This window comes from Streptomyces avidinii (genome assembly GCF_045161815.1).
In the GTDB taxonomy this organism is placed as follows: domain Bacteria; phylum Actinomycetota; class Actinomycetes; order Streptomycetales; family Streptomycetaceae; genus Streptomyces; species Streptomyces avidinii.
Genome location: NZ_CP108863.1, coordinates 6,012,312 through 6,035,076, shown reverse-complemented (window position 1 = coordinate 6,035,076; position 22,765 = coordinate 6,012,312). Strand labels below are relative to the sequence as shown.

The 22,765-nt window shown below is 72.3% G+C and carries 24 protein-coding genes; 13 read left to right on the top strand and 11 right to left on the bottom strand.

From position 1 onward, the window contains the following. The gene (locus tag OG373_RS27190; RefSeq protein ID WP_405440904.1) at window positions 1-801 is read left to right on the top strand and encodes a site-2 protease family protein; all 801 of its coding nucleotides are present in this window, start codon (window positions 1-3) and stop codon (window positions 799-801) included. Here the strand turns inward: OG373_RS27190 and OG373_RS27185 are convergent. Beyond that, window positions 798-989: a hypothetical protein gene (locus tag OG373_RS27185; protein ID WP_189963809.1), complete on the bottom strand. Its 192-nt coding sequence runs from the start codon at window positions 987-989 to the stop codon at window positions 798-800. The genes OG373_RS27190 and OG373_RS27185 overlap by 4 nt on opposite strands. Before the next feature lie 98 nt (window positions 990-1,087). Further along, window positions 1,088-1,792 carry an NADPH-dependent F420 reductase gene (npdG, locus tag OG373_RS27180; protein WP_189963813.1) on the bottom strand — a complete coding sequence of 235 codons (705 nt, stop codon included), beginning with the start codon at window positions 1,790-1,792 and terminating at the stop codon, window positions 1,088-1,090. Between the two features lie 94 nt (window positions 1,793-1,886). On the opposite strand from npdG, the gene OG373_RS27175 reads away from it, so the two are divergent. Next, window positions 1,887-2,495, top strand: a complete 609-nt coding sequence (locus OG373_RS27175) for a hypothetical protein (RefSeq protein ID WP_397728446.1) — start codon at window positions 1,887-1,889, stop codon at window positions 2,493-2,495. 3 nt (window positions 2,496-2,498) lie between these two features. On the opposite strand, the gene OG373_RS27170 is transcribed toward OG373_RS27175, so the two are convergent. Beyond that, window positions 2,499-2,747 (bottom strand): hypothetical protein, encoded by a 249-nt coding sequence (locus OG373_RS27170; RefSeq protein WP_405440901.1) that lies wholly within the window; start codon window positions 2,745-2,747, stop codon window positions 2,499-2,501. Between the two features lie 71 nt (window positions 2,748-2,818). On the opposite strand from OG373_RS27170, the gene map reads away from it, so the two are divergent. Beyond that, window positions 2,819-3,676 carry a type I methionyl aminopeptidase gene (map, locus tag OG373_RS27165; protein ID WP_405440899.1) on the top strand — a complete coding sequence of 286 codons (858 nt, stop codon included), beginning with the start codon at window positions 2,819-2,821 and terminating at the stop codon, window positions 3,674-3,676. A gap of 121 nt (window positions 3,677-3,797) precedes the next feature. On the opposite strand, the gene OG373_RS27160 is transcribed toward map, so the two are convergent. From OG373_RS27160 to OG373_RS27145, 4 genes are all read right to left on the bottom strand, one after another. Next, window positions 3,798-4,445: a heme oxygenase (biliverdin-producing) gene (locus tag OG373_RS27160; RefSeq protein ID WP_405440897.1), complete on the bottom strand. Its 648-nt coding sequence runs from the start codon at window positions 4,443-4,445 to the stop codon at window positions 3,798-3,800. A gap of 205 nt (window positions 4,446-4,650) precedes the next feature. Then, on the bottom strand, window positions 4,651-5,310 hold the full coding sequence (locus OG373_RS27155) for a PhzF family phenazine biosynthesis protein (RefSeq protein ID WP_405440895.1): 660 nt from the start codon (window positions 5,308-5,310) through the stop codon (window positions 4,651-4,653). A gap of 19 nt (window positions 5,311-5,329) precedes the next feature. Beyond that, window positions 5,330-6,778, bottom strand: a complete 1,449-nt coding sequence (locus tag OG373_RS27150; RefSeq protein WP_405440893.1) for an HtaA domain-containing protein — start codon at window positions 6,776-6,778, stop codon at window positions 5,330-5,332. A 51-nt stretch (window positions 6,779-6,829) separates the two neighbouring features. Continuing rightward, window positions 6,830-8,287 carry an HtaA domain-containing protein gene (locus tag OG373_RS27145; RefSeq protein ID WP_405440891.1) on the bottom strand — a complete coding sequence of 486 codons (1,458 nt, stop codon included), beginning with the start codon at window positions 8,285-8,287 and terminating at the stop codon, window positions 6,830-6,832. Between the two features lie 61 nt (window positions 8,288-8,348). On the opposite strand from OG373_RS27145, the gene OG373_RS27140 reads away from it, so the two are divergent. The 6 genes from OG373_RS27140 (at window position 8,349) to efeU (ending at window position 15,215) form a co-directional block, all read left to right on the top strand. Next, window positions 8,349-9,419: a hemin ABC transporter substrate-binding protein gene (locus tag OG373_RS27140; RefSeq protein ID WP_405440889.1), complete on the top strand. Its 1,071-nt coding sequence runs from the start codon at window positions 8,349-8,351 to the stop codon at window positions 9,417-9,419. Window positions 9,420-9,828: 409 nt separating this feature from the next. Continuing rightward, on the top strand, window positions 9,829-10,839 hold the full coding sequence (locus OG373_RS27135) for a FecCD family ABC transporter permease (protein ID WP_405444220.1): 1,011 nt from the start codon (window positions 9,829-9,831) through the stop codon (window positions 10,837-10,839). Between the two features lie 17 nt (window positions 10,840-10,856). After that, the gene (locus OG373_RS27130; protein ID WP_405444218.1) at window positions 10,857-11,675 is read left to right on the top strand and encodes a heme ABC transporter ATP-binding protein; all 819 of its coding nucleotides are present in this window, start codon (window positions 10,857-10,859) and stop codon (window positions 11,673-11,675) included. Between the two features lie 188 nt (window positions 11,676-11,863). Continuing rightward, the gene (efeO, locus tag OG373_RS27125) at window positions 11,864-13,015 is read left to right on the top strand and encodes an iron uptake system protein EfeO (RefSeq protein ID WP_405440887.1); all 1,152 of its coding nucleotides are present in this window, start codon (window positions 11,864-11,866) and stop codon (window positions 13,013-13,015) included. A 36-nt stretch (window positions 13,016-13,051) separates the two neighbouring features. Continuing rightward, entirely contained in the window at window positions 13,052-14,323 is a 1,272-nt protein-coding gene (gene efeB / locus OG373_RS27120; RefSeq protein ID WP_405440885.1) for an iron uptake transporter deferrochelatase/peroxidase subunit, read from the top strand. Between the two features lie 25 nt (window positions 14,324-14,348). Then, entirely contained in the window at window positions 14,349-15,215 is an 867-nt protein-coding gene (gene efeU / locus OG373_RS27115; RefSeq protein ID WP_405440883.1) for an iron uptake transporter permease EfeU, read from the top strand. A gap of 54 nt (window positions 15,216-15,269) precedes the next feature. On the opposite strand, the gene OG373_RS27110 is transcribed toward efeU, so the two are convergent. The 3 genes from OG373_RS27110 to OG373_RS27100 form a co-directional block, all read right to left on the bottom strand. Continuing rightward, complete coding sequence (locus OG373_RS27110) at window positions 15,270-15,833, bottom strand: GNAT family N-acetyltransferase (protein ID WP_405440881.1); 564 nt, start codon at window positions 15,831-15,833, stop codon at window positions 15,270-15,272. A gap of 101 nt (window positions 15,834-15,934) precedes the next feature. Further along, window positions 15,935-16,801, bottom strand: a complete 867-nt coding sequence (locus tag OG373_RS27105; RefSeq protein WP_405440879.1) for a PhzF family phenazine biosynthesis protein — start codon at window positions 16,799-16,801, stop codon at window positions 15,935-15,937. Window positions 16,802-16,890: 89 nt separating this feature from the next. Continuing rightward, a complete protein-coding gene (locus OG373_RS27100) occupies window positions 16,891-17,652 on the bottom strand; it encodes an SDR family oxidoreductase (protein WP_405440877.1) in 762 nt (253 codons plus the stop codon). Between the two features lie 108 nt (window positions 17,653-17,760). On the opposite strand from OG373_RS27100, the gene OG373_RS27095 reads away from it, so the two are divergent. Together OG373_RS27095 and OG373_RS27090 are read left to right on the top strand one after the other, a co-directional pair. Beyond that, window positions 17,761-19,083, top strand: a complete 1,323-nt coding sequence (locus OG373_RS27095; RefSeq protein WP_405440875.1) for a Bcr/CflA family multidrug efflux MFS transporter — start codon at window positions 17,761-17,763, stop codon at window positions 19,081-19,083. An 83-nt stretch (window positions 19,084-19,166) separates the two neighbouring features. Beyond that, the gene (locus OG373_RS27090; RefSeq protein ID WP_405440874.1) at window positions 19,167-20,165 is read left to right on the top strand and encodes a small ribosomal subunit Rsm22 family protein; all 999 of its coding nucleotides are present in this window, start codon (window positions 19,167-19,169) and stop codon (window positions 20,163-20,165) included. A gap of 6 nt (window positions 20,166-20,171) precedes the next feature. On the opposite strand, the gene ddaH is transcribed toward OG373_RS27090, so the two are convergent. Continuing rightward, on the bottom strand, window positions 20,172-21,044 hold the full coding sequence (gene ddaH, locus OG373_RS27085; RefSeq protein ID WP_405440873.1) for a dimethylargininase: 873 nt from the start codon (window positions 21,042-21,044) through the stop codon (window positions 20,172-20,174). Window positions 21,045-21,125: 81 nt separating this feature from the next. Between ddaH and OG373_RS27080 the strand changes: the two genes are divergently transcribed. Together OG373_RS27080 and OG373_RS27075 are read left to right on the top strand one after the other, a co-directional pair. Then, window positions 21,126-21,737 (top strand): TetR/AcrR family transcriptional regulator, encoded by a 612-nt coding sequence (locus tag OG373_RS27080; protein WP_405440871.1) that lies wholly within the window; start codon window positions 21,126-21,128, stop codon window positions 21,735-21,737. A gap of 170 nt (window positions 21,738-21,907) precedes the next feature. Continuing rightward, window positions 21,908-22,657, top strand: a complete 750-nt coding sequence (locus OG373_RS27075; RefSeq protein WP_397728485.1) for a bifunctional DNA primase/polymerase — start codon at window positions 21,908-21,910, stop codon at window positions 22,655-22,657. Window positions 22,658-22,765 lie beyond the last annotated feature (108 nt).

Genomic DNA, 22,765 nt, shown 5'->3' with positions numbered 1-22,765 from the left:
ATGGGTCATCAGGGCGGCCGCGGCGAGCGGCGGATAAGTTCGGTATTCCTCGGCATCGTCGCGATCATGGCCGTCACGGGATGGGCGGTGTGGACGGGGTACTCGGCGAGCGCCGGCCTGGCCGTGTTCCTCTTCGTGACCTCGGCGTGGATCGTCTCCCTGTGCCTGCACGAGTACGCGCACGCCCGCACCGCCCTGCACGGCGGCGACCTCACGGTGGGCGCCAAGGGCTACCTGACGCTGAATCCGCTCAAGTACACGCACGCGCTGCTCAGCATCGTGCTGCCGGTGATCTTCGTGATCCTGGGCGGCATCGGCCTGCCCGGCGGCGCGGTCTTCATCGAGCGCAACCGGATCCAGGGCCGCTGGAAGCACAGCCTCATCTCGGCGGCGGGCCCGCTGACCAACGTGGCCTTCGCCGTCGTGTGCACGGCCCCGTTCTGGCTGGGCGCCCTCGACGGGGTGCCGCTGGCCTTCCGCTACGCGCTCGCCTTCCTCGCCATGCTCCAGGTCACGGCGGCGATCCTGAACTTCCTGCCGGTACCGGGCCTCGACGGCTACGGGGTCATCGAGCCCTGGCTGTCGTACCGGATCCGCCGCGAGGTGGAGCCGCTGGCGCCGTTCGGCCTGCTCGCCGTCTTCGCGCTGCTGTGGATCCCGGGGGTCAACGCGTTCTTCTTCGGCGCGGTGGACGGCCTGATGTCCGCACTCGGCGTGTCGGACCTGGAGACGTACTGCGGCCGCGACCTCTACAGCTTCTGGCGGGACACGGACGGCTTCTGCGCCGTCCCGCAGGACTAGACGGCGTTGCGCGCGGCGGCGGCCTTCTCGGCCTTCGCCTTGCGCAGGTAGTACCAGGCCATGTTGGACGTGAGGCCGGCGAGCAGCACCCACACGATCCCGAGGAAGCTGCCCTCCACGAAGGCGACGACGGCCGCGGCCACCGCACAGACGCAGACGACAACGGCGAAGACGGCAAGGCGGGGCATGGGAAGAGCTCCTCGGAAACACTGAACGGGGTCGAGCTCCACCAGTGTCCCCCATGCCCCGCAGTGCTGTCGTAAGCACGCCCGCGACCCGCGGGGGGTCAGACGTCCGTGATGCGCAGGCCTGCGTGGGCCTTGTAGCGGCGGTTCGTGGAGATCAGGTTGGCCACCAGGGACTCGACCTGGTGGGCGTTGCGCAGGCGGCCGGCGAAGACGCCGCGCATGCCCGGGATGCGGGCGGCGAGGGCCTGGACGAGGTCCGTGTCGGCGCGGGCCTCGCCGAGGACCATCACGTCGGTGTCGATCTCGTCGATCGACTCGTCCTGGAGCAGAACGGCCGAGAGGTGGTGGAAGGCCGCCGTGACGCGGGAGTCCGGGAGCAGGGCGGCGGCCTGCTGGGCGGCGCTGCCCTCCTCGACCTGGAGTGCGTACGCGCCCTGCTTGTCAAAGCCCAGCGGGTTGACGCAGTCCACCACGAGCTTGCCCGCGAGGTCCTCGCGGAGCGCTTCCAGGGTCTTGGCGTGGCCCTCCCACGGCACCGCGATGATGACGATGTCGCTGCGGCGCGCGCACTCGGCGTTGTCCGCGCCCTCCACGCCGAGGCCGAGCTCTTCGGCCGCGGTCCGCGCGCGGTCGGCGGCACGGGAGCCGATGATCACCTTCTGGCCGGCCCTGGCGAGCCGGTAGGCCAGGCCCCGGCCCTGGTCTCCGGTGCCGCCGAGGACGCCGACGACGAGGCCGGACACGTCCGGCAGCTCCCACGGGTCCTTGACCGGCGGCTTCTGCGTGTTGTCTGAGGAAGTCATGGGGGCGAGGGTACTGCCGGGTAGCCCACAGTCGAAGGGTGTCGAAGGGGAAGGAACCGCTCCCCGTGTCCCTTGCATGGTGCAGGATGCCGATATGGACGCCGTGAGGGTCGCGTTGCTGCGCGAGGTGCTCGCCGGTACGCAGTGGCCGGGCTCCGCCCGCCGCTTCGCCGGGTCGCTGCGCCGGTCGGTCGTGCCGGCCGGCGGGCAGCTGCTGCTGGTGGGGACCGAGGGCTACGAGCCCTGGCACCTGGCGGCGCACCTGGTGGACGAGGCCGCCTGGTCGGGCCTGCCGGAGCTGGCGCCCACGCTCGTACGCCACCACGTGCGGCCCGGTGAGCCGCCGCACCTGTCGGTGGGGCTGGGCAGGCTGGCGGCGGCCCGGCGCGGGCACACCCTGCTGGTGGTGGCGCCCGGGGCGCCGGGCGAGGGGCTGCTGGAGCGCGTCCACGACGCCCGGCGCGCGGGGGCGACCGTACTGTCCCTGGACGGCGGGGACCCGGACCTGGGCACGCTCGCGCACGATGCGCTGTCGGTGCCGGAACCCGACGGGGAGATGGATCTCGACACCGTGCAGCACCTGGTCAGCGCGGCGGCCGGGGAGAACGGCCTGCCGGTGCAGCGCGGCGGCCGGCACCGGTTCCGGGACCGGCTGGCGCGGCTGGCCGACCGGCTGACCGCGCCGCCGCCCAGCCGCTGGTAGGGCCTACGCCCCGCCCGTGCCGGTGGTGCCCTCTTCGTTCTCGCGGGTCCTGTCGTTCCACTTGGGGTCGTTCTGCCATTCGAGGTTGCGTTCCTGCGCCGTCTCCATGGCGTGGTTCGCCTCCTCCGGGGTCGCGTAGGGCCCGAACCGGTCCTTGGCCGGGCACTCGGGGCCCTCCTCGACCTTCTTGTGGACCAGGCAGTAGTACCACTCGCCGGGTTTGCCCACCTGACGCTTCTTGAACAGGGCCATCGTCGTCGGGCTCCTCTCGTACCTCTCTATGCCGCCATGCTGCCCCATCCCCGCTGGATACACTCGCTCGCATGTCTGGCCAGTCGCTGCTCGTACCAGGCGAGCTCTCTCCCGTCCGTTCCGTTCCCGGAAACATCCGCCGGCCCGAGTACGTGGGCAAGCCCGCGCCCACTCCGTACACCGGACCGGAGGTGCAGACGGCCGAGACCATCGAGGCCATGCGCATCGCCGGCCGGATCGCCGCCCAGGCGATGGAGGAGGCCGCCAAGCACATCGCTCCGGGGGTGACCACCGACGAGCTGGACCGGGTCGCGCACGAGTACATGTGCGACCACGGCGCCTACCCGTCGACGCTGGGGTACCGGGGCTTCCCGAAGTCCCTGTGCTCCTCGCTGAACGAGGTCATCTGCCACGGGATCCCCGACTCGACCGTCCTGAAGGACGGCGACATCGTGAACCTCGACGTGACCGCGTACATCGGCGGCGTGCACGGCGACAACAACGCGACCTACCTGTGCGGGGAGGTGGACGAGGAGTCGCGGCTGCTGGTGGAGCGCACCCGCGAGGCGCTGAACCGGGCCGTCAAGGCCGTCCGGCCGGGCCGCCAGATCAACGTCATCGGCCGGGTCATCGAGTCGTACGCGAAGCGCTTCGGCTACGGCGTGGTCCGGGACTTCACCGGCCACGGCATCAACTCGTCCTTCCACTCCGGCCTGATCGTCCCGCACTACGACAGCCCGCACGCCACCACCGTCATCGAGCCCGGGATGACCTTCACCATCGAGCCGATGCTGACGCTGGGCACCCACGAGTACGACATGTGGGAGGACGGCTGGACGGTCGTCACGAAGGACCGCAAGCGCACGGCGCAGTTCGAGCACACGCTGGTCGTGACGGACTCCGGCGCGGAGATCCTGACCCTTCCGTAGCCGTCACCACACCTGCGTCCGGGCCCGGTGCACCTGTGCACCGGGCCCGGACCTGTTCCCGCAGACTCCCCGCGGACTCCCCGCGGACTTCCCGAGGACTCCCCGCGGACTTCCCGAGGGGCTACGCGCTGAGCGGGAACTGCTCGCCCAGCTCGCGGAAGACCGCGCCGTTGAAGTCGAAGGCGCGCTTGCACTCGTCGATGATGCGCTGCTTCTCCAGGTCGTCCGCGGCGATGGCGTCGAGCAGCTCGCGGTAGGTCCGCTTGAAAGCCGCCGGGTTGGAGATGTCCGCGAAGACGTAGAACCGGACGCCGTCGCCCTTGCGCTCGAAGCCCCAGGTGCGTTCGGCCTTGTCGCGGATGATCTGACCGCCGGAGAGGTCGCCCAGGTAGCGGGTGTAGTGGTGGGCGACGTACCCGCCCGGCCACTCTGCCGCGCACTGAGTCACCCGGTCCGCGTACGCACGCGTCGCGGGCAGGGCCACCACGTTCTCGCGCCAGTCCGGGCCCACCAGGTGGGCGAGGTCGCGCTCGATCTCGGCGACGCGCATGAGCTCGGGCCGGATGAAGGGGCCGGCCACCGGGTCGTCCGCCAGGGACCCGGCCGCATCCTCCAGGGCCCGGTACACGAACCACAGCTGCTCGGTGTAGCGCGTGTACGCGTCCACGCCGAGCCGTCCACCCAGCAGATCGCTCATGAAGGTCGACGTCTCGGCCTCGGTGTGCTGCTCGTGCGAGGCGACGCGGATGACCGTAGAGAAGGCGTCCAAGGCGGACCTCCAGGAAGAGGAAACAGGCGCGACGGCATCGCCGTCACGCTCGATCCTCCTACTTAGGCTTGCCTAAGTCAATGAGTTCCCGACGTCCTGTCGGTAAAAAATCCGGGCCCTGCGTCCGCTGCGGCGCGCAGGATTTCGCAGCGGATTTCGCGGGAGGGGGGCGTGGGAGGGGGCGTGGGGGTGGCGGAAGGCCCGGTCAGGCCGGATTCGGGGCGAAGCGGACGCGGCCGCCGATCTCCACCGTGCCGTCCGGGCCGGGGGCGGTGAGGATCTGGGAGCCGGCGCCCTGGGTGATGTTCAGAGCGCGGTTGAGCTGGGCCGTCAGCAGGATCGCCGCCGAGCCGGTCGCCTCGTCCTCCGTGATGATCCCGTCGGGGCGGCGCGGGAAACCCCGGGCGCGCACGCGGCCCGCGGCCTCGTCCTCCCAGGCCCAGGCGTACAGCCAGCCCTCGCCGGGCGGCGGGGCCGGCAGCGCCTCGACCTCGGCGACGGATCCGTACTGCTCGGTGCGCTTGCCCTCGACCCACTCGGGGCGGGCCGTGATCCAGGTGAACTCCCCGTCGTCACGGGCCCATACGGATCCGGCGGGCGGCTGGAGCTCCTCGATGTCCAGCAACCACGCGACCCCGACCAGCGGGTGTCCCGCGAAGGACATCTGCGTGCCGGGGGTGCGGATGTCGACGACCCCGCGCTCGGGGTCGTCGACGAACACCGTCTCGCTGTAGCCCAGTTCGGCGGCCAGGGCCTGCCGCGACTCGTCGTCGGGGCAGGTCCGGCCGTCGCGTACGACACCGAGCAGGTTGCCGAACCGGCCGTCACCCGCGCAGAAGACCTTCAACACGTCGAGATCGTTCACGCGGGAATTGAAGCACGGCTCAGACCTGGGCCGTACGGCGCCTGCGCGCGAAGTACACCGCGCCCGCACCGGCCGCGATCACCACGCCGGAGGTGGTGAGCAGGGCTCCGGCGGGGATCTCGGCGCCGGTGTTCGCGAGGTTGCCGCCGACGGTGGAGGAGCCGCCGCCCACGGTGGAGGAGCCGCCGCCCACGGCGGCGCCCGTACCGCCGGTGGTGCCGCCGGTCGTACCGCCCGTGGTCCCGCCGTTCGAGCCGCCGGTGGTGCCGCCGTTCGAGCCGCCCGTCGTGCCGCCGGTGCTGGGCAGGGTGGCGTCCTTGTCCACCGCCACGGCGAAGGTGAGCGGGTCGATCGGGTCGCCCGCCTTGTACATGGAACCGGTGGTGTCGTTGGCGAAGGCCCCCGCGCCCTCGGCGGTGAAGAACGCCGGGACCGCGTTCAGCGCCAGGACGCCGTTCCTGGTCTTGTAGTCGGTCTTCGACAGGTCGAGCGTGGCGAAGCGAAGGCCCGTCCTGGTACCGGAGCCGTTCTTGACGTCCACGTAGAGGGTGCCGGTCTTGCCGGTGGCCTCGACGCGGGGGTTGCCGAAGGTCATGTCGATGCCGTGGGCGGCGTACTGGAAGCGGAGGTTGCCCTCGAAGGAGGCGTTCAGCTTCTGCTTCTTGACGTCGAGATCGCCCTTGCCGAAGGCGAAGTCGAAGGTGTCGCCGTTCTTGGCGGCGCCGCCGGCCGGGGTGATCGAGCCCGCGCTCAGCACGTACTTGCGGAAGGACTCCTTCACGCCCCAGGTCAGCTTGCCGCTGAGCACCTTCTGCGTGTCGTCGGCCGGAGGCGTCGGGTTCTTGGTGGTGGTGGACGGAGTCGGCTCGGGCGCCGGCTTCTCGAACTCCAGCTTCGCGTTGAGCGGGTCGCCCGGCTTGTCCTTGTAACCCGGCGAACCGAGCGCGTCCGCGGCCTCCTGGGTGAGCGTGGTCGCCAGGTTGGTCATCGACTGGCCGGCGAAGGCCACCGTGGCCATGGGCACGTCCTGGGTGGTCGTACCGCCCTTGGTGACGTCCGCGGTGAGCTTCTTGGTGCCCGTGTCGATACGGATGTCCGAAAGCTTGACCTCGAAGCCGTGGCCGGTCGGCGGGGCGGGCGAGGAGAAGGTGACGCTGCCCTTGAAGGCCGCCTTCACCACGTGCCCGTTGGCCGGCTCGTACGCACCGGTCGGCCGGACGAAGCGCAGGGTGCCGTCCGCGTTCTGCTCGGCGCCGTCCGCGACGGTGATGGTGCCCTTGGCCATGCCGGTCACGTAGGCGCGGTAGCTCGCGAGCACGCCCCAGTCGAGCGTGCCACCGGTGATCTTCATCGGGTCGGTGGGCGGGCCGCCCGCGGCGGTGGCCGGCACGGCGTAGACGGTGGCGCCGAGCGCGGCGGCGGTCAGGACGGCGGCCGCGAGGGAGATCGGGCGTCGGATGGACGACATGGCTGGGTACTCCTGAAGGAACAGAGAAGGGGGAACGGCAGGGGGAGGGGCCTACCGGGGCGCGTCGGTGGGCGCGTCCGCGGGGCTTGCCGCATCCGGGCCGGAGCCTGAGCCTGCGGCCGAGGCCCGGGCCGTACGCCGCTTGCGCACGACCAGGAAGGCGCCGCCGCCGGCGAGGACCAGGACGGCCACGGCGAGGGCGATGAACAGTCCGGTGTCGGAGGACTCCGTGTCCTTCGCGACCGGGGCGGGCTCGGCGGACGGCGATGCGGACGCGGGGGCGGGCGGGGCCGTCGAGCCCAGGTCGGGCAGGGCGGGCAGCTGGGCGGTGGAGTCCAGGGCGACGGCGAGGGAGACGGGGTCCATCTCGGTGCCGGCCTTGTACATGGCGTTGAAGGCCTGGGAGCCGCCCTCGGTGAGGGTGGCCGGAGCTTCTGTCAGCGTCGCCAGTTTGCCCTCGGTCTTCAGACCCTTGGCGTCGAACTCGACGAGCGGGACGGCGTTCTTCGTCTGGCCGCCGCTGGTGACGTCGGCGGCCAGGACGCCCTTGCCGTTCTCCACCTTCACGTTCACCTTGCCGAGCGTGAGGTCCAGGTGGGCGCCGGTGAACTGGACCGTACCGGCGAAGGCCGCGTCAAGAGTGCCCTTCGCGCCGTCGAACGAGCCGTTGCCCCGGGGGAAGCGGAACAGCGCGCCGCCGTCCTGGGCGCCCTCGGCGAGGACCCACTTGCCCTGGCCGATCGAGCCGGTGACGTACTCGCGGAAGGTGCGGCGCACTCCCCAGTCGACGGCGGCGTCGGCGAAGGCCCCCGGCGCCTGCGTGGCTTCGGCACCGGTACCGGCACCGGCACCGGGCTGCGCGGTCGCCGACGGCGAGGGCGCGGCGGCCGGGGCGGCCAGGACGTCGGCGGAGAGCGAGACGGGGTCGAGCCGGGTACCGGCGCCGTAGTAGCCGGCGAAGGCCTTGGCGCCTTCCGCGGTCAGGGTGGCCGGGAGGTTGGTGAGGGTCAGCGGGCCGGCGCCGCCCTTCATGTTGATGCCGCCCACGCCGAGGGAGGCGAAGGCGACCTGCGACTGGCTGGTGACCGCGCCGCTGTCCTTGGCCTTGCTGGAGACGTCCACGTACAGCGTGCCGCTGCCGCCGGAGATCTTGACGGTCGGGCGGCCGATGGTCATGTCCAACTCGTGGACGCCGTCGGGCTTCTGGTGGCCCTGGAAGGTCACCCCGCCCGAGTAGGAGGCCTCGAAGGCGCCGGAGTCCGGGTCGTAGGAGCCGTTCGCGGAGTGGAAGCGAAACAGGCTGCCGCCGACCGTGGCGGCTCCGCTCTTCAGCTTGAAACTGCCTTTTGCCACCGGACCCGTGACATAACTCTGGAAGGACGATTTGATGCCCCAGTCGAGTCGACCCCCCTGTACGGTGCCGGCCTGAGCGGCGGTCGCCGGGAGCAGGGCCCCCAGCAGGGCCGCCAACAGGGCGACGGCGAACGCACGGACGGGTCTCGTGGGCATGAATGCCCCCTCCTGAGGTCTAGCGAGCAAGGTTAGGCTAACCTAAGCTAACCACGGCCGGATGAACACCCCCCGGTCTCCAGAACCTCAGTCGGACGACCAGGACGGTGCCTTCGTGCCTACGCCCGCCGCGTCACACCGCTTTCCCCGTCTCGCCGTTGCCGTGACAGCACTGGCACTCGCGCTGACGGCCTGCGGAGGTACGGCCACCACCCCGGACCGGGCGACCCCCGGCGCGGCCGCCGTCCCGGACCGGGTGGAACCACTCGCTCAGGCGCCACAGCCCGCGCTCCCGGTCACCGTGCCCTCGGTCGACGGCGCCCAGGTCACCGTCACGTCCGCGGACCGGGTCGTTCCGCTGAGCGGCAGCCTCAACGAGATCGTCCACACCCTGGGCCTCGGCAAGCAGGTCGTCGCCCGGGACATCACGGCCACCTTCGAACAGGCAGCCCAGCTACCGGTGGTGACACGTGGCCACGACGTCTCCGCCGAGAGCGTGCTCTCGCTGCGCCCGACGCTGGTGCTCGCGGAGACCACCAGCGGTCCCGGAGAAGCGATTCAGCAGATCCGCGACGCCGGCATCCCGGTGCTCGTCATCGCCCCCGCCAAGGGGCTGGACGACGTCCCGAAGCGGATCGACGCGGTGGCCGCCGCGCTCGGCGTCAAGGAGGCGGGCACGCAGCTGAACCAGCGCACCGCCGACCGGATCGCCACCGTCCGCAAGGACATCCCGGACGCCTCCGGCAAGAAGCCCCGGGTGGCCTTCCTCTACCTCCGCGGCACCGCCTCCGTCTACCTGCTGGGCGGTTCGGACTCCGGCGCCGCCTCCCTGCTGGAGGCCGCCGGCGCGGTCGACACCGGCAAGGACTCCGGACTCGGCAAGGACTTCACGCCGATCACCAGCGAGGCCCTGGCGGCCGCCGCACCCGACGCGATCCTCGTCATGTCCAAGGGCCTCGAGTCGGTCGGCGGCGTCGACGGCCTGGTGAAGATCCCGGGCGTCGCCCAGACCCCGGCCGGCATGGACCGCCGGGTCCTCGCGGTCGACGACGGCGTCCTCCTCAACTACGGCCCGCGCACCGACCAGGTCCTCTCCTCCCTGGTCACCCAGCTCTACAACAAGGGCGCCTGACATGACCCTGCACGACCGCTCCGACGGGGCCGGAAGCCTGCCGGGGCACCCCCCACAGACCGAACGCACCGCCACCACCACCGCACCCGCCGACCGGCCGACCGGTTCCGACGGGGCCAGGAGTGTGTCGGGGCGATCCGAACCCACCGCCACCACCACTGAGCCCGCCGACCGGCCGACCGGTTCCGACGGGGCCGGGAGTGTGTCGGGGCGATCCCCGCAGGGCGCCGAATGCACCGCCGCCGCACCCTCCGACGTCTCGTCACATTCGGCGTCCGAGGAGACGCCCCGGCGCGCGCCCGGCCCCGTCGGAACCCCCGCCACCGCCCCCGCCCCCGCCCCCGCCGAAACCACCCCGCCCAAACCCAAACCCCGCAGCGGCAGCGGCCGCGGCGGCGGCAGACCCGCCCTGCTCACCGTCGCCCTCGTCGCGGCCCTGGCCGTCCTCGCCCTCGTCTCCGCCGGAACCGGCGCCTACGACATCCCCCTCGGGGACGTCCTCACCTCCGTCCAGCACCACCTCGGCCTCGGCGGCGCCCCCCTCGACCGCGTCGGCGAGAGCGTGCTGTGGAACGTCCGCCTCCCCCGCGTCGTGCTCGCCCTGCTCGTCGGCGCCAGCCTCGGCTGCGCGGGCGCGCTCATGCAGGGCGTCTTCGGCAACCCCCTCGCCGAGCCCGGCGTCATCGGCATCTCGGCCGGCGCCGCCGTCGGCGCGGTCGCGGCCATCGGCCTCGGCCTGACCTTCTTCGGCAACTGGACCATCACCGTCTGCGCGTTCATCGCGGGCCTGATCACCGTCGGCTCGGTCTACCTCCTCTCCCGCAACGGCGGGAAGACGGAGGTCGTCACCCTGATCCTCACCGGTATCGCCGTCAACGCCTTCGCCGGCGCCCTCATCGGCCTGTTCGTCTTCTTCGCCGACAGCGGCCAGGTCAACCAGATCACCTTCTGGCAGCTCGGCTCCCTCGCCCAGGCCACCTGGCCCAAGGTCCTCGCCGTCCTCCCCTGCGCCCTCGCCGGTCTGCTCGTCGCACCCCTCTACTCCCGCCGGCTCGACCTGCTCTCACTCGGCGAACGGCCCGCCCGCCACCTGGGCATCGACGTGGAACGGCTGCGCCGCGCCCTCATCCTGGTCGTCGCGCTGCTCACCGCCGCCGCCGTCGCCGTGGCCGGGGTCATCACCTTCATCGGCCTGCTCGTCCCGCACCTGCTGCGCATGGCCAACGGCCCCGGCCACCGGTTCCTGGTCCCCGGCAGCGCCCTCGCCGGCGCCCTGGTCCTGGTCGCGGGCGACCTGGCGGCCCGGACCCTCGCCCAGCCCGCCGAGCTGCCGCTCGGTGTCCTGACCGCCCTGCTCGGCAGCCCGTTCTTCTTCTGGCTGCTGCGCCGCACCCGCCGCAAGCAAGGAGGCTGGGCGTGACCAGCAGGCTGACGGGGCTGCTCACCCGCACGCGAAGGACCGTCCCGGCCCGCCCCGCCCCGGGCGCCGCCGTCGCCGAGGCCGTGGACCTGCACGTCCGGCTCGGGCAGCGCGAGGTCCTCGCCGGTATCGACCTGACCGCCCGGGCCGGTGAGGTGCTGGCGCTCGTCGGCCCGAACGGCGCGGGCAAGTCCACGCTGCTGGGCGCGCTCGCCGCCGACCTGCCCGCCGCTTCCGGGGAGATCCGGATCGACGGCCGCCCGGTGGGCGACTGGAGCGCCCCGGATCTCGCGCTGCGCCGCTCCGTACTCCCCCAGTCGGCCGCGCTGTCCTTCCCCTTCCCCGTGGAGGACGTCGTACGGATGGGCCGCGCGCCCTGGTCCGGCACCCACCTCGCGGAGGCCGACGAGGAGGCGGTGGCCGTCGCCATGGCCGCCACCGAGGTCACGGACTTCGCCGCGCGCCCCTTCTCCGCCCTCTCCGGCGGCGAACGGGCCCGGGTCGCGCTGGCGCGCGTACTGGCCCAGCGGGCCCCGCTGCTGCTGCTCGACGAACCCACCGCCGCCCTCGACCTGCGCCACCAGGAGCTCGTCCTGCGGATCTGCCGGGAGCGGGCCGGGGCGGGGGACGCGGTCGTCGTCGTCCTGCACGACCTGGGGCTCGCCGCCGCCTACGCGGACCGGGCCGCGGTCCTGCACGACGGGCGGATCGCCGCGGACGGACCGCCGGCCGAGGTGTTCGAGGACGAGCTGCTGAGCCGGGTCTACCGGCAGCCGGTGGAGGTCCTCCCGCACCCGCGCACCGGCGCCCCGCTGGTGGTTCCCGTACGGGCTTGACCTCCGCTTGACCGTGCCATGGGGCTGTCATGGAGGGCTCGTGACAGCGCCGTGTCCGGGTCCCGAAGATATGAGCTGAATCACGGTACGCGGGGGTATGGGTGAGGTAAGCCTCGGTTAAGTTAGGTCCGCCTCACCGGCCTCTCCCCTTTGGGACGGCCACTTCGTCCGACGCCAGGAGCCTCCAAATGCGCCCCGCTCGCCTCACTGTCATCGCCGCGGCCTCCGTGGCGGCCGCACTGACCGCCGTCACCGGCTGCTCGCAGAAGAGCGACGCGGGCGGCGACGACGCGATCAAGGTGGCGGCGTCCGACAGCGCCTGCGACGTGTCGAAGACGGAGTTCCCGTCCGGCAAGGTGCAGATCGACGTCGAGAACAAGGGCTCCAAGGTCACCGAGGTCTACGTCCTCTTCCCGGACGCCCGCATCGTGACCGAGCGCGAGAACATCGGCCCCGGCACCAAGGCCTCCATCACCGCCGAGATCAAGGCGGGCGACTACGAGATCGTCTGCAAGCCCGGCATGAAGGGCGACGGCATCTCCCAGAAGGTCAAGGCCACCGGCAAGGGCGGCGGCGAGAAGCGCTCCCCCGAGATGGACGCCGCGGTCGCCGCCTACCGCGCGTACGTGGTCACGCAGGCCGAGGAGACCCTCCCCAAGGCGCAGGCCTTCGCGGACGCGGTGAAGGCCGGTGACGTCGAGGGCGCGAAGAAGCTCTACGCCGCCTCCCGCATCGGCTGGGAGCGCACCGAGCCGGTCGCCGAGTCCTTCGGCGACATCGACCCCAAGGTCGACGTCCGCGAGGACGGCCTGGAGGCCGGCCAGGACCTGGAGAAGGACTGGACCGGCTGGCACCGCCTGGAGAAGGCCCTGTGGGTCGACAACAAGATCGGCGACCGGGAGAAGGAACTCGCGGGTCTCCTGATCACGGACCTGACCGACTGGCAGAAGAAGGTCGGCCAGGCGGAGATCACCCCGACCTCGATCGCCAACGGCGCCAAGGAGCTCCTGGACGAGGTCGCCACCGGCAAGGTCACCGGTGAGGAGGAGCGCTACTCGCACACCGACCTGGTCGACTTCAAGGCCAACGTCGAGGGTGCGCAGAAGGCGTACGAGCTGCTCAAGCCGATCGCTGCGAAGAACGACCCCGAGCTGGTGAAGCAGCTGGACACCCAGTTCGCGGCCCTGACCGTACTGCTGGACAAGTACCGCGCCGACAAGACCTCCTACGAGTTCACCTCGTACGACAAGGTCGGCGAGGCGGAGCGCAAGGAGCTCTCGGACGGCGTGAACGCGCTGGCCGAGCCGCTCTCCAAGCTCGCCGCCGCGGTCACCAAGTAAGCAGGACAGGGAAAGAGGAGCAGGCGGGAGAGGGCGATGACCGAGTCGGATTCGGCTGCGGAGCAGCATGAGCGGGCGGAAGGCGCGCCGTCGCGGCGCGCGGTGCTGGGCTGGGGCGGGGCCGGGTTCGCACTCGGCGCCGCCGCGGCCGGCGGTGCGGTCGCGGCGTTCGGCCCCGGCTCGGACATGGTGTCGGCGGCGTCCACGGGCGCGGCCGTGCCCTTCCACGGCGAGCACCAGGCCGGTATCGCCACCGCGGTCCAGGACCGCCTGCACTTCGCGGCCTTCGACGTGAAGACGAAGGACCGTGCGGAGCTGATCAAGCTCCTCAAGGAGTGGACCGCGGCCGCCCGGCTGATGACGGCCGGTCTGCCGGTCGGCGAGGGCGGCTTCGGCGGCCTCCCGGAGGCCCCGCCGGACGACACGGGCGAGGCACTGGGCCTGAAGGCCTCCCGCCTCACCCTGACCATCGGCTTCGGGCCGGGCCTGTTCGCCAAGGACCGGTTCGGGCTGGAGGGCAAGCGCCCCGAGGCCCTGGTGGACCTGGAGCTGTTCCCCGGCGACAACCTGGACCCGGCCCGCTCCGGCGGCGACCTCTGCGTCCAGGCCTGCGCCGACGACCCCCAGGTCGCCGTGCACGCCATCCGCCAGCTGGCCCGCATCGGCTTCGGCCGCACCGCGATGCGCTGGTCGCAGCTCGGCTTCGGCAAGACCTCGTCGACCACGCCCGACGAGCAGACCCCGCGCAACATGATGGGCTTCAAGGACGGCACCCGGAACATCGCCGGCACCGACGCGGCGGCCCTCGACAAGCACGTGTGGGTCGGCGCGGGCGACGGCAGCGACTGGCTGACCGGCGGCTCGTACCTGGTGGCCCGCCGGATCCGGATGAACATCGAGACCTGGGACCGCACCCCGCTCCAGGAGCAGGAGGACATCTTCGGCCGCGACAAGGGCGAGGGTGCCCCGGTCGGCAAGTCCAGGGAGCGCGACGAGCCCTTCCTGAAGGCGATGAAGCCGGAGGCGCACGTCCGCCTCGCGCACCCGGACACCAACAACGGTGCGACGATCCTGCGCCGCGGCTACTCCTTCACCGACGGCACGGACGGTCTGGGCCGCCTCGACGCGGGCCTGTTCTTCCTCGCCTACCAGCGCGACGTCCGCAAGGGGTTCGTCCCGATCCAGCGCAACCTGGCGAAGTCCGACGTCCTCAACGAATACATCCAGCACGTGGGTTCGGCGATCTTCGCCGTCCCGCCGGGCGTCCGCGACAAGGACGACTGGTGGGGCCGGACGCTGTTCGCGTAGTCCCCGCCGGAGAGGAACAACCGCCGTGTTCGGCAACTATCTGATCGGCCTTCGCGAGGGGCTGGAGGCCAGCCTGGTCGTCTGCATCCTCGTCGCGTACCTGGTGAAGACCGAGCGCCGGGACGCCCTGCGTCCCGTGTGGATGGGCATCGCGATCGCCTGCGCGCTGTCCCTCGCCTTCGGCGCGATGCTCGAATTCGGCACCCAGGAGCTGACCTTCGAGGCGCAGGAACTGCTCGGCGGCACCCTGTCGATCATCTCGGTGGGTCTGGTGACGTGGATGGTCTTCTGGATGAAGCGCACCGCGCGCCATCTGAAGGCCGACCTGCACGGCAGGCTCGACACGGCGCTCGCCATGGGCACCGGCGCGCTGGTCGCGACCGCCTTCCTGGCCGTCGGCCGTGAGGGCCTGGAGACGGCGCTGTTCGTATGGGCGTCGGTACGGGCCAGCGGCGAGGGCTCCTCGGCGCCGCTGATCGGTGTGCTGCTGGGCATCGGCACGGCGATCGTGCTCGGGTACCTCTTCTACCGGGGCACCCTGAAGATCAATCTGGCGAAGTTCTTCCGGTGGACCGGCGCCATGCTGGTGATCGTCGCCGCGGGCGTGCTCGCGTACGGGGTCCACGACCTCCAGGAGGCCCGCTTCCTGGGCGGCCTGGGCGACAGGGCCTTCGACATCAGCGAGACGATCCCGCCGGACAGCTGGTACGGGACCCTGCTCAAGGGCGTCTTCAACTTCCAGCCGGACCCCACCGTCCTCCAGCTCACGGTGTGGGTGCTGTACCTGGTCCCCGTGCTGACGCTGTTCCTCGTGGACCGCGGCCGCCCGGCGGCGCCCCCGCTGAAGGCGCGGCCCGCGGACGCGGGGACGGACTCCACGCCCGCCGGCTGACGGGCGGCAGCAGAATTTCGGCCGACAGGCTGTGGTGAAGGGCTCTCGGGCCCTTCACCACAGCCTGTCGGTGTTTCCGGGGTACAGCGGGACGCGGACTCCCGTGAAGGCGGCGCGGTCCCGGGCCGGTTCGTCCGTGAAGAAGGCCGCCACCGCCACCTTGTCGAAGTCCGGGGCGTCGGTGGCCAGGGGTTCCCCGGGGGTCCCGCCGACCAGCACCGTGCCCGGCAGCACCGGGAAGCCGGCCGCCTCGTAGAACGGCGCCAGGGGCCGGTCGCAGCTGAACAGCGCCAGGTCCACGGCCGGGTCCGCCGCCAGCTCGGCGCGGGCCGCCGCCACCAGCCGGCCGCCGAGGCCGCGGCCCCGCAGTTCCGGCCGGGTGACCACCGAGCTGAGCCCGGCGGCCCGGTACGTCCGCCCCGCGAGCCGGATCTCCTTGAACAGCAGTGCCAGCGAGGCGGCCACGGTGTCGTCCGCGGTCAGCAGGAGCAGGGCCCGCGGGGCCAGGGCCGGGTCGTGCCCGGGCTCGGCCCCCGGCCAGGCCGCGGCCTCCAGCTCCGCGACCTGCCGCGCCGGCCCTGCGGGCAGGTCCGCCTCGGCGTAACGGACCACCCTCACGAATCCAGCCCCTCCAGGGGGTACCTCCCAGCGGTAGCCGGGGGGAGTTCGAGGAGCGGGGTCCGGGGCGGAGCCCCGGGAATCCGGGCCGATGGATTCGCTCACGGGATGCGGACGCCCTCGCCGCCCACCCTGACCCGGGGGTCGCCGGCGCGCAGTTCCACGGTGAGCAGCCCGGGGCGGCCCATGTCCGCGCCCTGGTGGAGGGTGAGCACGGCGTCCGCCGGGACCAGGCCGCGTTCGCGGGCGTACGCGCCGAAGGCGGCCGCGGCGGCTCCCGTGGCGGGGTCCTCGACCACTCCGCCGACCGGGAAGGGGTCCCGTACGTGGAACTCCGCCGGGCCCGCCCGGTGCACCAGCTGGACCGTGGTGAGGTCCAGACGGCGCATCAGGGCCTCCAGCCGGGCGAAGTCGTAGGCGAGGTCCGCGAGCCGGGCCCGGGTGGCGGCGCCGAGCACCAGGTGACGGGCACCGGCATAGGCGATCGCGGGCGGGATCGCCGGGTCCAGGTCGGCCTCGGGCCAGTCCAGGGCGGCCAGTGCTTCGGCGAGGTCCGCCGCGCCGATCTCCTCGGTGTGGGGCTCGACGCTGGTGAGCGTGGCCCGCAGCTGCCCGCCCTCGGAGGTGACGGACACCGGTACGGTGCCGGCCCGGGTGGCGAGGAGGATCTCCCCCGGCCCGATCCGCTCGGCCAGCGCGACGGCCGTGGCCACGGTCGCGTGCCCGCAGAAGGGGACCTCCGCCTTGGGGCTGAAGTAGCGCACGGTGAAGGCCCGGCCCTCCCCCTGCGGACCGCCGAACCCCTCGGGCGGTGCGGTCAGGAAGGCCGTCTCGCTGTAGCCCAGCCCGGCGGCGATCTCCAGCATGGCGCTCTCGTCCAGGCCGGCGGCGTCGAGCACGACCCCGGCGGGGTTGCCGCCGTCCGGGTCGTGGGAGAAGGCGGTGTAACGCAGTACCTCGGTCGTCATGATCGGCTCAACCCCGGCCGCCCGTGCGCCATTCCCGGCGGTCTGCCGGGCCGTCGGTCACACCGTCGGTCACGCCGTCGGTCGCGCCGTCAGCCGCGGCCGATGTACGGCATCGAGGTCGCCATCACCGTCGCGAACTGCACGTTCGCCTCCAGCGGGAGCTCCGCCATGTGCAGGACGGTGCGGGCCACGTCGGCGGCGTCCATCACCGGCTCGACGGCCAGCTGCCCGTTGGCCTGGAGGATGCCGGTCTGCATCCGCTCGGTCATCTCGGTCGCCGCGTTGCCGATGTCGATCTGGCCGCAGGCGATCCGGTACGGCCGCCCGTCCAGCGACAGGGACTTGGTCAGGCCCGTCATGGCGTGCTTGGTCGCGGTGTAGGCGATGGAGTTCGGCCGGGGCACGTGCGCCGAGATGGAGCCGTTGTTGATGATGCGGCCGCCCTGCGGGTCCTGCTGCTTCATCTGCCGGAAGGCGGCCTGCGCGCACAGGAAGGCGCCGGTCAGGTTGACGTCGACGACCGAGCGCCAGGCCTCGTAGCTGATGTCCTCCAGCGGGACCCCGCCGGGGCCGAAGGTACCCGCGTTGTTGAAGAGCAGGTCGAGGCGCCCGTACCGCGCGCGGACCGACTCGAACAGCGCAGTCACCGCGTCCGGGTCGCTCACGTCCGCCCGTACGCACAGCACGTCGGCGCCGTCACCGGCTGCCTTGGCGGTCTCCTCCAGCGGCTCGGCCCGGCGGCCGGCGACGGCCACGGCCCAGCCCGCGGCGGCCAGGGTCAGCGCCACGGAGCGGCCGATCCCGGATCCGGCGCCGGTCACCACGGCGATCTTCTTCGTACTTTCGTCCATGGGGCCGCAGGGTACGTCACACGGCGCCCCGCTCCCCGGACGTTCCGATTGCTGAGAGCATGGCTCGGTCAGGGGTGCGTAGATCAGATGAGAAGACTGGAGTCCCGTATGTCGGAGAGAGGCCCCGCGACGGCCCCCTCGCACGACTCGTCGCCCGATTCGCCCTCTGCCCCCACTCCTCCCACTGCCACGGTGCCCCTGACGGCCGCACGCCGCACGAGCCTTCTGGTCACCTTCATACTCGGCGGGCTCACCGCCCTCCCCCCGCTGTCCATGGACATGTACCTGCCGGCCCTGCCGCAGGTCACCGACGCCCTGCACAGCCCTGCCGCGACCGTCCAGCTCACCCTCACCGCCTGCCTCGCCGGCATGGCCCTGGGTCAGCTCGTCATCGGCCCGATGAGCGACAAGTGGGGCCGCCGCCGGCCCCTGCTCATCGGGATGGTCGTCTACGTCCTGGCCACCGCGATCTGCGCGCTCGCCCCGACCACCGAGCTGCTGATCTCCTTCCGGCTGCTCCAGGGTCTGGCCGGCGCCGCCGCCATCGTCATCGCACGGGCCGTCGTACGCGACCTGTACGACGGCGACGAGATGGCCCGCTTCTTCTCCACCCTGATGCTCATATCCGGGGCCGCCCCGATCATCGCCCCGCTGATCGGCGGCCAGGTGCTCCGGTTCGCCGACTGGCGCGGGGTCTTCCTCGTCCTCACCGTCGTCGGCGCGGTGCTCACCCTGATGGTCTGGCGCGGCCTCGGCGAGACCCTCCCGCCCGAGCGGCGGCACACCGGCGGGGTCGGCTCGGCCCTGCGGACCATGCGCGGGCTGCTCGGCGACCGCGTCTTCGCCGGCTACACCCTGACCGGCGGCTTCTCCTTCGCCGTGCTCTTCTCCTACATATCCGCCTCGCCGTTCGTGGTGCAGGAGATCTACGGGGCCTCGCCCCAGGCCTTCGCCCTGCTCTTCGGGCTCAACTCCGTCGGCCTGATCCTCGTCGGCCAGATCAACGGCAAGCTGCTGGTGGGCCGGGTCCGCCTGGACAAGGTGCTGGCCGTCGGGCTCGCGGTGGTCATGGCCGCCGCGGTGGCGTTGCTGCTGATGTCGACCGGGGTGTTCGGGGAGGTCGGGCTGACCCCGATCGCCGCCGCCCTGTTCGTCCTGATGTCGGCCATGGGTGTGGTGCTGCCGAACACCAACGCGCAGGCCCTGATGCGGACCCCGCACGCGGCCGGATCGGCCTCCGCACTGCTCGGCACGTCCTCGTTCCTGATCGGCGCGATCGCCTCGCCGCTGGTGGGAATCGCGGGCGAGGACACGGCCGTCCCCATGGCCGTGGTCCAGCTGGTGTGCGCCCTCCTCGCCGTGAGCGCCTTCCTGGGCCTGTGCCGCCCCTGGCAGACCGCATCCACCACGTCCAGCCCCGCCGGCGTGTGAGGCGCAGGGTCCGGGGCGCAGCCCGGCCGGTCGGCCTCCGCCCTCGGGCAGGGGCCGACCCGGCCACGGCATAAACTTCGCAGGTGAACGCCTCCGCCCCCACCACCGCCGAGACCCTGCGCAGCACCCTCGGCGAACTGCTCGACGGACTCCCGCAGAAGCAGGCCGCGGCCGCCGTCGAGCGGCTCATCGCCAGCTACCGGGGGCAGACCCCGACCGACGCGCCCGTGCTGCGCGACCGCTCCGACGTGGCGGCGTACGCGGCCTACCGGATGCCCGCCACCTTCGAGGCCGTCCGCAGCGCCCTCGACGGGCTGGCCGACGCGGCCCCCGACTGGGCGCCCGCCTCCCACGTGGACGTGGGCGGCGGTACGGGAGCGGCGACCTGGGCCGTGGACGCCACCTGGGGCGGCCCGCGGGAGACCACGGTGCTGGACTGGGCCGAGCCGGCGCTGGCCCTCGGCCGGGAGCTCGCGGCCGCCTCGACCTCCGAGGTGCTGCGCGGCGCCGCGTGGCGGCGGGCCGTCATCGGCGCGGGGCTGAGCCTCCCCGAGGCCGATCTGGTGACGGTGTCGTACGTACTGGGCGAGCTGACCCCGCAGGCGCGCACGGCCGTCGTCGCCGAGGCGGCGCGGGCCGGGCAGGCCGTGGTGCTGATCGAGCCGGGCACGCCGGAGGGCTACCTGCGCATCCGGGAGGCCCGCGACCAGCTGATCGCGGCCGGGCTGCGGATCGCCGCCCCGTGCCCGCACGACGGGACCTGCCCGATCGAGGTCGGCCAGGACTGGTGCCACTTCTCGGCGCGGGTCAGCCGCTCCTCCCTGCACCGGCAGGTCAAGGGCGGCTCGCTCCCCTACGAGGACGAGAAGTTCAGCTACGTCGCCGCGACCCGTTTCCCGACGGAGCCGGCCACCTCCCGGATCACGCGGAAGCCGCAGATCCGGAAGGGGCTCGTCCTGCTGGAGCTGTGCGGCCCCGAGGAAGCGGGCCTGACGCGGGTCAATGTGACCAAGCGCCAGGGTGACCTCTACAAGGCCGCACGGGACGTCGACTGGGGCCAGGCCTGGCCCCCGGCGCCGTAACGGGCCCTACGGCCGCAGCTCCTGGGTGCAGCACTTCACGCTGCCGCCGCCCTTGAGCAGCTCGCCCAGGTCCATCGGGACCGGCTCGAACCCCCGGTCCCGCAGCGGTGCCAGCAGCCCGGTCGCCGCCTGCGGGAGCAGTACGTGCAGGCCGTCGGAGACGGCGTTCAGGCCGAGGGCCGCCGCGTCCCGGCCGTCGGCGATCAGGGCGTCCGGGAAGAGCCTCCTGAGCACTCCCTGGCTGCCGGGCGAGAAGGCGTCCGGGTAGTACATGATCTCGTCGCCGTCGAGCACGCTGAGCGCCGTGTCCAGGTGGTAGTAGCGCGGATCCACCAGGTCGAGGCCGATGACCGGGCGGCCGAAGAACTCCTGGGCCTCGTCGTGCGAGAGCGGGCTGGAGCGGAAGCCCCGGCCGGCCAGGACGTAGCGGTCGGTGACCGCGAAGTCCCCCTCGCCCTCGTTGACGTGGGACGGCTCGTGGATGTCGGTGTAGCCGTTGGCGCGGAACCAGTCGAGGTGGATCCCGGCCTCGGCGGCCCGTTCCGGGTAGGCGAACCGGGCCCCGAGGACCCGGCCGTCGACGACGAGCGCGCCGTTCGCCGCGAAGACCATGTCGGGCAGCGCGGGGTCGGGTTCGAGGGTCTCGACGATGTGCCCGAGGGCGCGGTAGCGGTCCCTCAGGTCCTCCCACTGGGCCAGTGCGAGGGGCAGGTCCACCGGTTTCGTGGGATCCATCCACGGATTGATGGAGTACGTGACCTTGAAGTGTGCGGGTGGGCACATCAGGTAGCGCCGGGGTGTGGCGTCTCTGCGCAAAGAAGGCTCCTCACGACTTTCACGACTCTGGACGAGTGCTGGAGAGAATCGTCTCTCCTCCACCAGGACAGCACAGTGAACTGATTGGGTGGTTTAAGCAAACCTATGGAAAGACGAGACGTCTCGCTTTGGTAGTTTCGGGCCATGCCCAAGACCCCTGACGCCACCCGCCGCAGCGACCGCTCCCGCCGCGCCATCCTCGACGCCGCGCTCGCCCTCGTCGGGGAGGTCGGTTACAACAAGCTGACCATCGAGGCCATCGCCGCGCGCGCGGGCGTCGGCAAGCAGACCATCTACCGCTGGTGGCCGTCGAAGGCCGCCGTCCTCCTCGACGCCTCGCTGGCCCTGGCCGGGGACGCGGAGACGGAGGCCGAGTGGACCGGCTTCCCCGACACCGGGGACCTCGCGGCCGACCTGAAGCACGTCCTGCGGGCGACGGTCGACGAGTTCAACGACGAGAAGTACGACGCCCCCGCGCGCGCCCTCACGGCGGCCGGGGCCACCGACCCCGAGCTCGGCGCCCGCTTCACCGAGCAGCTGCTGGAACCCCAGCTCGCCCTGTACGAGGCGCGGTTGCGCACCGCCCGGGAGGCCGGCCAGCTCGCAGCCGACACCGACCTGCGACTGACGGTGGAGATGCTGCTGGGGCCGCTCACCTACCGCTGGCTGCTGCGCACCGCGCCCCTCACGCACGCGTACACCGACGCGCTCGTGGACCGGGTTCTGGGCGGGGTGGCCAACGTCACCGCCCGCTGACGGGCCGACGGTCGGGAACCGGCCGGGAAGATTTGGCCTGTTTCTTGGGTTTTATAGGGATTTCAGGCCACCCCTCTCCAACCCCCCAGTCGTCGAGAGCGGTCACCCGGGGCTCAGGATGGTGGGACCATGGGTTGGTCCGCCGGGGATACGGTGAGGTGAGGGGATAGATGGGGTCTGAGTCCGGCCGCGTCAAACGCGGCGAGCAGAGCAGGATTTCCCAGTGGCTGCGCCGGCGGCAGAAACCCATCGCCGAGGACCCCGGAGTCGAGCGCGAGGCGCTCCTCCTGGCCGTCGCCGCCGCGGGCCTGCCGCTCGCCCCCGCCGCCCATCCCGCCGGTTACCGCTGTTCGTGCGACCGCATCGGCTGTCCGACGCCCGCACGGCACCCCGTCTCCTTCGCCTGGCAGACCCAGTCGACCACCGACCGCGCACAGGTCGAGCGCTGGGCGCGCAACGAGCCCCAGGCCAACTTCATCACCGCGACCGGCATGGTCCACGACGTGCTCGACGTCCCGCTGGAGGCCGGCGCCGACGCCCTGGCCCGCCTGCTGGAGGCCGGGATCGAGGTCGGCCCCGTCGCCGAATCGGGCGGCACCGGCGACCAGGCCCGGATGCTCTTCTTCACCGCCACCCGCGGCACCCCCGAGGACGAGGACGAGTGGTGGCCGTGCGCGCTGGACTGCCACCCCGAGACGATGGACGAACACCCGGGCCTGCGCTGGCACTGCCGCGGCAGCTACGTCCTGGTCCCGCCGGCGGCCCTGCCCGGTGACCAGGCGGTGACCTGGATCCGCGGCATCGAACACACTCTGCCGGACCCGCTCACCCTCCTGGAAACCCTGACGGACGCCTGCGCCGCGTACGCGGGTACCGCGAACCTGACCCCGGCCGCGGTCGCCTGGCCCCTGGGCCAGTAGCCCGGGCTCCGCCCGGCCTCGGGGCTCCGCCCCGAACCCCGCGCCTCAAACGCCGGCGAGGCTGAAATCGCGCGGGGGTGCCGGGGGGGCGGAGCCGCCGGTACGGCG

Excerpts from the sequence above, each read along its gene's own strand:
- OG373_RS27190 (WP_405440904.1), top strand. The coding sequence starts at position 1 with ATGGGTCATCAGGGCGGCCGCGGCGAGCGGCGGATAAGTTCGGTATTC.
- OG373_RS27185 (WP_189963809.1), bottom strand. The coding sequence starts at position 989 with ATGCCCCGCCTTGCCGTCTTCGCCGTTGTCGTCTGCGTCTGTGCGGTG.
- npdG (WP_189963813.1), bottom strand. The coding sequence starts at position 1,792 with ATGACTTCCTCAGACAACACGCAGAAGCCGCCGGTCAAGGACCCGTGG.
- OG373_RS27175 (WP_397728446.1), top strand. The coding sequence starts at position 1,887 with ATGGACGCCGTGAGGGTCGCGTTGCTGCGCGAGGTGCTCGCCGGTACG.
- OG373_RS27170 (WP_405440901.1), bottom strand. The coding sequence starts at position 2,747 with ATGGCCCTGTTCAAGAAGCGTCAGGTGGGCAAACCCGGCGAGTGGTAC.
- map (WP_405440899.1), top strand. The coding sequence starts at position 2,819 with ATGTCTGGCCAGTCGCTGCTCGTACCAGGCGAGCTCTCTCCCGTCCGT.
- OG373_RS27150 (WP_405440893.1), bottom strand. The coding sequence starts at position 6,778 with ATGTCGTCCATCCGACGCCCGATCTCCCTCGCGGCCGCCGTCCTGACC.
- OG373_RS27145 (WP_405440891.1), bottom strand. The coding sequence starts at position 8,287 with ATGCCCACGAGACCCGTCCGTGCGTTCGCCGTCGCCCTGTTGGCGGCC.
- OG373_RS27140 (WP_405440889.1), top strand. The coding sequence starts at position 8,349 with ATGAACACCCCCCGGTCTCCAGAACCTCAGTCGGACGACCAGGACGGT.
- efeO (WP_405440887.1), top strand. The coding sequence starts at position 11,864 with ATGCGCCCCGCTCGCCTCACTGTCATCGCCGCGGCCTCCGTGGCGGCC.
- efeB (WP_405440885.1), top strand. The coding sequence starts at position 13,052 with ATGACCGAGTCGGATTCGGCTGCGGAGCAGCATGAGCGGGCGGAAGGC.
- OG373_RS27105 (WP_405440879.1), bottom strand. The coding sequence starts at position 16,801 with ATGACGACCGAGGTACTGCGTTACACCGCCTTCTCCCACGACCCGGAC.
- OG373_RS27100 (WP_405440877.1), bottom strand. The coding sequence starts at position 17,652 with ATGGACGAAAGTACGAAGAAGATCGCCGTGGTGACCGGCGCCGGATCC.
- OG373_RS27095 (WP_405440875.1), top strand. The coding sequence starts at position 17,761 with ATGTCGGAGAGAGGCCCCGCGACGGCCCCCTCGCACGACTCGTCGCCC.
- OG373_RS27080 (WP_405440871.1), top strand. The coding sequence starts at position 21,126 with ATGCCCAAGACCCCTGACGCCACCCGCCGCAGCGACCGCTCCCGCCGC.
- OG373_RS27075 (WP_397728485.1), top strand. The coding sequence starts at position 21,908 with ATGGGGTCTGAGTCCGGCCGCGTCAAACGCGGCGAGCAGAGCAGGATT.